Genomic DNA, 6,776 nt, shown 5'->3' on the forward strand with positions numbered 1-6,776 from the left:
CCGCGCGCCGAACCCAAGCCCGCGCCGAGCGCGCCAGCGCAGGACGCGCCGCAGCGCAGCGGCGAACTGTTCGCCGAACCCGCCGCTGCGGCGGCCAAGCCCAAGGCCGAACGCAAGCCCAAGGCCAAGCCAGCGCCTGAAGCGCCGTCTTCGTTGCCGGCCGGCTCGCTGGTCGCCGCGGGCGCCGCGGCCGAAGCCGCCGCACCGGCGCTGCAGGCCGAGTCGCATCAGGCCGACGAGCCCGCCGCCGCCCCGAGCGCGGTGGCCCAGGGCGCGGCGGAAACCGCGCTGGACGCCGCCACCGCGGCCGATAACGACGAGACCGCCGGCGCCGACACCGCCGCGGCCGAACCGGCCGGGCACGCCGATTCGACCGCAGCCGACGACGAAGCCGCCGCGCACATCACCCCGGAACAGGCGCTGGAAAACACCCGCCGCCTGCTGCAGGCCAAGCAGGAAGCCGCGCGCGAGCCGCAGCCGTGGCAGCAGCTCGATCCGGGCCACGGCCACGTGCCGGCGCCGGGCCCGCAGTCCGAGAGCGCCGCGCACAAGGCCGGCGAACTGCATGCGGCCGAGAGCCGGATGGACGCGATCCAGGGTTCGATCGGCACTCAGGACCGCCACAACCAGGGCAAGCGCGACAACCGCTGAGCCCGTCCGCCGGCATCGCCGTCCGCGGCGGTGCCGGCTCCGGCGCGCCCGTGCGCTGCCCCGCAGCCGTGGCGGCCCGCCGCCCGGCGCGCAGCGACCGAATCCGTACAGACCGAATCCGTACAGAAGCAGGAGCCGACCATGCCCGTTGCCGTGAACCACGACCCCGCGCAGCAGCGCTTCACCACCATCGTCGACGGCGTCGAAGCCGAACTCGATTACCAACTGCGCGGCGACCAGCTCGTCATCGCCCACACCGGCGTGCCCGAGGCCATCGGCGGCCGCGGCATCGCCAGCGACCTGGTCCGCGCCGCGTTCGAGTACGCGCGCGGGGCCGGGCTGAAGGTGCGGCCGGCGTGTTCCTACGCTGCGGCCTGGGCCGAGCGCCACCCGGAGTACTCGCAGCTGCTGGCCTGAGCCGGCCCGGCGCGGCCGACGCCGCGCGAAGCCGAAATACGGCTGTGGGAGGGGCTTCAGCCCCGATGCTTTCGGCTCAGGACATCGCGATCCGGCACAAAAGCATCGGGGCTGAAGCCCCTCCCACAAGCGTCCGGGCTCCGCGAGATCGGGCCGAAATCGGCCCGAAACCGTCCGCCCGCGCCGCGTCGCCCGCCGCCGCACTCGCCTTCGCCGCGCGACTGTGCCAGCCTACGCGCCCCCCACGCCTTCCGCAGGCCGGTTTTCCGGCATGCTTCGCCCATGCGCCTGAACAAACACATCAGCGACACCGGTTTCTGCTCCCGCCGCGAGGCCGACCGCCTCATCGCCGAGGGCCGGGTCACCGTCAACGGCCTGCGCGGCCGGGTCGGCAGCGAGGTGGGCGAGGGCGACGAAGTGCGCGTGGACGGCGAGATCCTGCGCGTGCGCGCCGCGGTCAAGGGCAAGCGCCAGCACGTCTACATCGTGCTCAACAAGCCGGTCGGCGTGGTCTGCACCACCGAATCCGGGGTCAAGGACAACATCGTCGACTTCGTCGGCCATGATCGGCGCATCTTCCCGATCGGCCGCCTGGACAAGGATTCGGAAGGGCTGATCCTGCTGACCAGCAACGGCGACATCGTCAACGAGATCCTGCGCGCCGAGAACAAGCTGGAAAAGGAATACCTGGTCGCGGTCAACCACGAAGTCACCCCGGAATTCCTGCGCGGCATGGGCCGCGGCGTGCCGATCCACGGCCAGACCACGCTGCCGTGCAAGACCGGCAAGCTCGGTCGCTTCGGTTTCCGCATCGTGCTGGTGCAGGGCCTCAACCGGCAGATCCGGCTGATGGCCGCGCACTTCGGTTTCCGGGTCAAGCAACTGCTGCGCGTGCGCATCGGCAACGTCAAGCTCGGCCACCTCAAGCCGGGCCAGTGGCGCAACCTCACCGACCCGGAACTGCAAGGCCTGCTGCCGCAACGCACGCAGTGGTGAACGCCGGGCAAACGCGCCTGCGGACGCGGCCCGCATGATCCCGGACGGACGCCGCGGCCTAGATGCCGGCGTCACGCCTTGGGCGATAATGTCGCGCGCAAACCCCACGGACGTACTTTCGATAAGGATCGCTGCATGAAGCGCGTCACCGCCGCCGTCTGTGTGCTGGCCCTGGCCCTGGCGGCCTGCAAGAAGCAAGCCGACACGCCCGCGACCAGCCAGTCCAGCGCGCCCGCGCAGACCGCGGCGCTGCCTGCGCCGGTGGTCGATACCGCGACGGCGCCGGTCGAACTCAAGGAAGTGGTCGAGACCACGCCGGGCTATGTCGTCGGCATCACCTACGCGACCCAGGCGGCCAAGTACCCGGGTCTGGCGCGCGAGCTCAAGCGCTACGCCGACGACGCCCGCGCCGAACTCATCGACGCCGCCAGCGGCCGCACCGCCAAGGACAATCCCTCGCCGTACGAGCTGTCGCTGACTTTCGACGACGTGGTCGATTCGCCCGACCTGATGGCGGTCTCGGCCGACGGCAGCAGCTACACCGGCGGCGCCCACGCCGCGCCGCTGATCGCGCGCTTCGTCTGGCTGCCCAAGCAGAACAAGCTGCTGACCGCGCAGGAACTGGTGCCGGACAAGGCCGGCTGGGCCGCGGTCTCGCAGTACGTTCGCGAGCAGCTGCACTCGGCGCTGTCGCAGCGCATCGACGCCGACGACCTGGCCCCGGCGGTGCGCGCCGAGCAGATCGAGACGGGCGGGCGCATGATCGACGACGGCACCGGCGCCGACCCAGCCAATTTCGCCATGTTCGAACCGGTGCGCGGCGCTGACGGCAAGATCAGCGCGCTCAAGTTCGTGTTCGCGCCCTACGAGGTCGGCCCGTATTCGGACGGCACCCAGACGGTGGAAGTGCCGGCTTCGGTGCTGCTGCCGCATCTGGCGCCGGCCTATCGCGGGCTGTTCCTCGGCGGGGTTTGAGCCGCGGCGCGGCGGCGTTCGCGGCGCCGATGGTCGGATACAGGTCTGGCGGCGCACGCAAGGCCGACTGTAGGAGGGCCTTCAGGCCCGACGCCTTTCGCTCGGATCGCCGCGATCCGGGACAAAAGCGTCGGGCCTGAAGGCCCTCCCACAGTCGGTGCCTGAAAGGTCTTCCACAGCCGGTGCCTGAAGGTCTTTTACCGCCGACGCGATGCCGGGCGCGAAAACCCCGCAATCGCCCAGTCGCGCCATCGCGGCAACGCAGCGTTCGCCGTTCGCGGCAGGTTCGGGCACATCGCCGCCGCGCGCGCTTTGTTATGGTGAATTCGCGGCGCCGCCCGCGCGACCGGCCTCATCGGGCCACGCGCCAGGCGCCTTCGGAAGCCCGCCGCAGCGGGCCGTCGTCTCAGGACGAGCGCAGCGCGCCGCCGGCGCGCCGCAGACATCGCCACGGTCGTCGAGCACCCACCGGGCTTCGCCCCCGAGCATGAGGTCGCCATGTCGCTTGCGTCGCTGCATCAACGAGTCGAAGGATTGCTGGAACAGGCCGACATCCGCATCGGCGGCGACCGGCCCTGGGATCTGCAGGTCGAGGACGAGTCGTTCTACCCGCGGGTGATCGCGCAGGGCTCGCTGGGCCTGGGCGAGACCTACATGGACGGCGTGTGGCGCGCGCAATCGCTGGACGGCCTGCTCGAACGGTTGATGCGCGCCCACGTCGACGAACAAGTGCACGGCTGGGCGGCGATCCTCGACGGCCTGCGCGCGCACCTGATCAACCTGCAGAGCCACCGCCGCAGCTTCACCGTCGGCGAGCGCCATTACGACCTGGGCAACGATCTCTACCGCGCCATGCTCGGCCAGCGGCTGGTGTACAGCTGCGGCTACTGGCGCGACCGCAACGGCGCGCCGCTGCGCGACCTGGACGCGGCCCAGGAGGCGAAACTCGATCTGGTCTGCCGCAAGCTCGGCCTCAAGCCCGGCATGCGCGTGCTCGACATCGGCTGCGGCTGGGGCGAGGCCTTGAAGTTCGCCGCCGAGCGCTACGGCATCGTCGGGGTGGGGGTGACCGTGTCGCACGAGCAGGCCGAGTTCGCGCGCGAGCTGTGCGCCGGCCTGCCGGTGGAGATCCGCCTGCAGGATTACCGCGACCTCGACCAGCGCTTCGACCGGATCTTCTCGCTGGGCATGTTCGAACACGTCGGGGTCAAGAACTACAGCGCTTACTTCGACGTGGCGCTGCGCTGCCTGGACCGCGCCAGCGAGGGCGGCGGGCTGTTCCTGCTGCACACCATCGGCGGCAACAAGTCGGTGAGCCACACCGACCCGTGGATCGCCAAGTACATCTTCCCCAATTCGATGCTGCCCTCGGCGCGGCAGATCGCCGAGCACGTCGAAAACCGTTTCGTGATCGAGGACTGGCATAACTTCGGCGCCGACTACGACCTGACCCTGCAGGCGTGGCGGGCGAACGTGGAAGCGGCCTGGGACAGGCTCGACGCGCGCTACGACGAGCGTTTCCGGCGAATGTGGCGCTTCTACCTCGCCGCGTCGATGGCGACGTTCCGCACCCGGCATGCGCAGTTGTGGCAGCTGGTGCTGTCGCCGGAGGGCGTGCCGGGGGGATATGTGGCGCCGCGGTGAAACTTGGGAACGAGTGAAGAGAAGCGAGAAACGAGAAACGAGCAAGAGCGAACCGGCTTTGGCTCTTACTCGTTCCTCGTTCCTCGTTCCTCTCCACTCGTTTCCGGCTTACTGCTCCTGCGCCAGCTTGCTGTGGCGAATGCCATACGCGAAATACACCAGCAACCCCAGCGACACCCAGATCAGGAAGATCAGCCAGGTGATCGCCGCCAGCTCGGCCAGCAGCCAGATCGAGAAGGCGATGCCGACGATCGGGATCAGCGGCACCAGCGGGGTGCGGAAGCTGCGCTCCAGGTTCGGCTTGCGCACCCGCAGCACCCACACCGACGCGCAGATGATGATGAAGGCCGAGAGCACGCCGATGTTGACCAGCTTGGCGACCTCGCCGATCGGCAGGAAGCCGGCGACCAGCGCGGTGAACACGCCCAGGGCGATGGTCGGGCGGTGCGGGGTGCCGTACTTGGGATGGATCTTGGCGAACCAGCCCGGCAGCAGGCCGTCGCGCGAGAGCGAGAACCAGATCCGCGCCGCGCCGAGCATGAAGGCGAACAGCACGCTGGCGATGCCGACCACGGCCGAGAACGCGATGGTCTTGGCGATCCACGGCAGGCCCAGCGCGGCGAAGGCGTCCGACACCGGCGCGTCGCCGCCGAGGGTGGAGTAGTGGGCGATGCCGGTCAGCACCAGCGACACCGCCAGGTACAGCACCATCGACACGCCCAGCGACAGCAGCACCGCGCGCGGCAGGTCGCGCTGCGGGTTCTTGGATTCCTCCGCCGCCGTGGTCAGGGTGTCGTAGCCGAACACGGCGAAGAACACCACCGCCGCGGCCGTGCCCACGCCCTGCCAGCCGAAGTGGCCGACGCCGTGTTCGTCGACGATGCGCTCGGGAACGAACGGCACCCAGTTGGCGGTGTTGATGTAGAACACGCCCACGCCGATCACCAGCACCACCGCCAGCACCTTGATCGCCACGATCAGGGTGTTGAAGCGCGCGCCCCATTCGGTGCGGAACACCAGCAGCGCCGAGACCGCCAGGGTCACCAGCGCGGCGATCAGGTTGAACACCCGGCCCTCGCCGGTGCCGTAGGCGCCCTGCGCCCACACCGGCAGTTCGATGCCGGCGCCTTCCAGCAGCACCTGCACGTAGCCGGACCAGCCGATCGCCACCACCGCCACGATCAGCGCGTATTCCAGCAGCAAGTCCCAGCCGATCAGCCACGCCGCCAGTTCGCCCAGGGTGGCGTAGCTGTAGGTGTAGGCGCTGCCGGTGACCGGGATCATGCCGGCGAATTCGGCGTAGCACAGCGCTGCGGCGGCGCTGGCGATGCCGGCGATCAGGAACGCCAGGGCCACCGCCGGGCCGGCGTTGGCCGCGGCCTCGTGGCCGGCGAGCACGAACACGCCGACGCCGATGATGCCGCCGATGCCGATCGCGGTGAGCTGCCACAGCCCGAGCACGCGGCGGAAGTCCGAGCGCTTGCCGGCCTCCGCCTGTAGTTGTTCCACCGATTTGTGCCGCAGGATCTTGGCGACCAGGCTCATCGAGCGCTCCTTCCGAATGTCCGCCGAATCATAGCGGCTGCGCGGGTGCGCGGCGGACGGTGGCGCATGGAGGCGGGCCGGCCCGAGGCCGCAGTGCGGCCGGCGGACCGCGGCGGCTTCACCGCGGCGGCGTCCGGCCGTTGAGCAAGGCGAGGCGTCCGGTCCGCGGGCGCCCCGCAGGCGCGGCGGTTTCCGCGCGCATCGCCAGGAGCATCCATGCCTTATCAATTCATCAATCTCGTCACCGACGAGCAGATCCAGCAGCTGTCCAATCCGGTCGTGGCCTCCGCGGTGATCGAGGAACTCGCGGGGGTGGCCGAGCAGACCGAGCCGGCCAAGGCCGACCAGGTCGATCAGTGGCTGCAAGCGGTCCAGGCGGCCGCCATCGAAGCCCAACGCGGCGGCGGCGCCAACGCGGTGACGGTGTTGCCCGGCGGCAGCGCCTCGCCCGACCGCATCGTCACGACCGCGGTCGGCGGCACCGTCACCGTGACCGGGGTCGGCGAAGCCGGCCGCTGACGGCGCGGCCTCGGCGGCGGCCGTCGCGC

At 70.4% G+C, this 6,776-nt stretch carries 7 protein-coding genes and 2 pseudogenes; 7 read left to right on the plus strand and 2 right to left on the minus strand.

Translation table 11 applies throughout. The features are described 5' to 3' along the window. The 5 genes and pseudogenes from A7A76_RS00260 to A7A76_RS00275 form a co-directional block, all read left to right on the plus strand. Positions 1-651 (plus strand): annotated as a pseudogene (locus A7A76_RS00260) (hypothetical protein); the annotation flags it as partial. A gap of 141 nt (positions 652-792) precedes the next feature. Next, positions 793-1,068, plus strand: coding sequence for a GNAT family N-acetyltransferase (locus A7A76_RS00265; RefSeq protein WP_206409305.1), 276 nt, complete (start codon positions 793-795; stop codon positions 1,066-1,068). Between the two features lie 44 nt (positions 1,069-1,112). Next, positions 1,113-1,196: pseudogene (locus A7A76_RS26135) on the plus strand (DUF6053 domain-containing protein); the annotation flags it as partial. A 154-nt stretch (positions 1,197-1,350) separates the two neighbouring features. After that, the gene (locus A7A76_RS00270) at positions 1,351-2,064 is read left to right on the plus strand and encodes a pseudouridine synthase (RefSeq protein ID WP_206409306.1); all 714 of its coding nucleotides are present in this window, start codon (positions 1,351-1,353) and stop codon (positions 2,062-2,064) included. 135 nt (positions 2,065-2,199) lie between these two features. Then, positions 2,200-3,039 carry a DUF3298 and DUF4163 domain-containing protein gene (locus A7A76_RS00275; protein WP_206409307.1) on the plus strand — a complete coding sequence of 280 codons (840 nt, stop codon included), beginning with the start codon at positions 2,200-2,202 and terminating at the stop codon, positions 3,037-3,039. Here A7A76_RS00275 and A7A76_RS26140 read toward each other — a convergent pair. Then, the gene (locus A7A76_RS26140) at positions 3,009-3,191 is read right to left on the minus strand and encodes a DUF6053 domain-containing protein (RefSeq protein ID WP_428995058.1); all 183 of its coding nucleotides are present in this window, start codon (positions 3,189-3,191) and stop codon (positions 3,009-3,011) included. The two genes, A7A76_RS00275 and A7A76_RS26140, sit on opposite strands and share 31 nt — an antisense overlap. A gap of 346 nt (positions 3,192-3,537) precedes the next feature. Here A7A76_RS26140 and cfa point away from each other — a divergent pair, with 346 nt between their 5' ends. Beyond that, a complete protein-coding gene (cfa, locus tag A7A76_RS00280; RefSeq protein ID WP_206409308.1) occupies positions 3,538-4,683 on the plus strand; it encodes a cyclopropane fatty acyl phospholipid synthase in 1,146 nt (381 codons plus the stop codon). Between the two features lie 108 nt (positions 4,684-4,791). On the opposite strand, the gene A7A76_RS00285 is transcribed toward cfa, so the two are convergent. Then, positions 4,792-6,228, minus strand: a complete 1,437-nt coding sequence (locus A7A76_RS00285) for an amino acid permease (protein ID WP_206409309.1) — start codon at positions 6,226-6,228, stop codon at positions 4,792-4,794. A gap of 216 nt (positions 6,229-6,444) precedes the next feature. Between A7A76_RS00285 and A7A76_RS00290 the strand changes: the two genes are divergently transcribed. Further along, complete coding sequence (locus A7A76_RS00290; protein WP_206409310.1) at positions 6,445-6,747, plus strand: hypothetical protein; 303 nt, start codon at positions 6,445-6,447, stop codon at positions 6,745-6,747. Positions 6,748-6,776: the final 29 nt, after the last annotated feature.

This window comes from Lysobacter enzymogenes (genome assembly GCF_017168095.1).
In the GTDB taxonomy this organism is placed as follows: Bacteria; Pseudomonadota; Gammaproteobacteria; order Xanthomonadales; family Xanthomonadaceae; genus Lysobacter; species Lysobacter enzymogenes_D.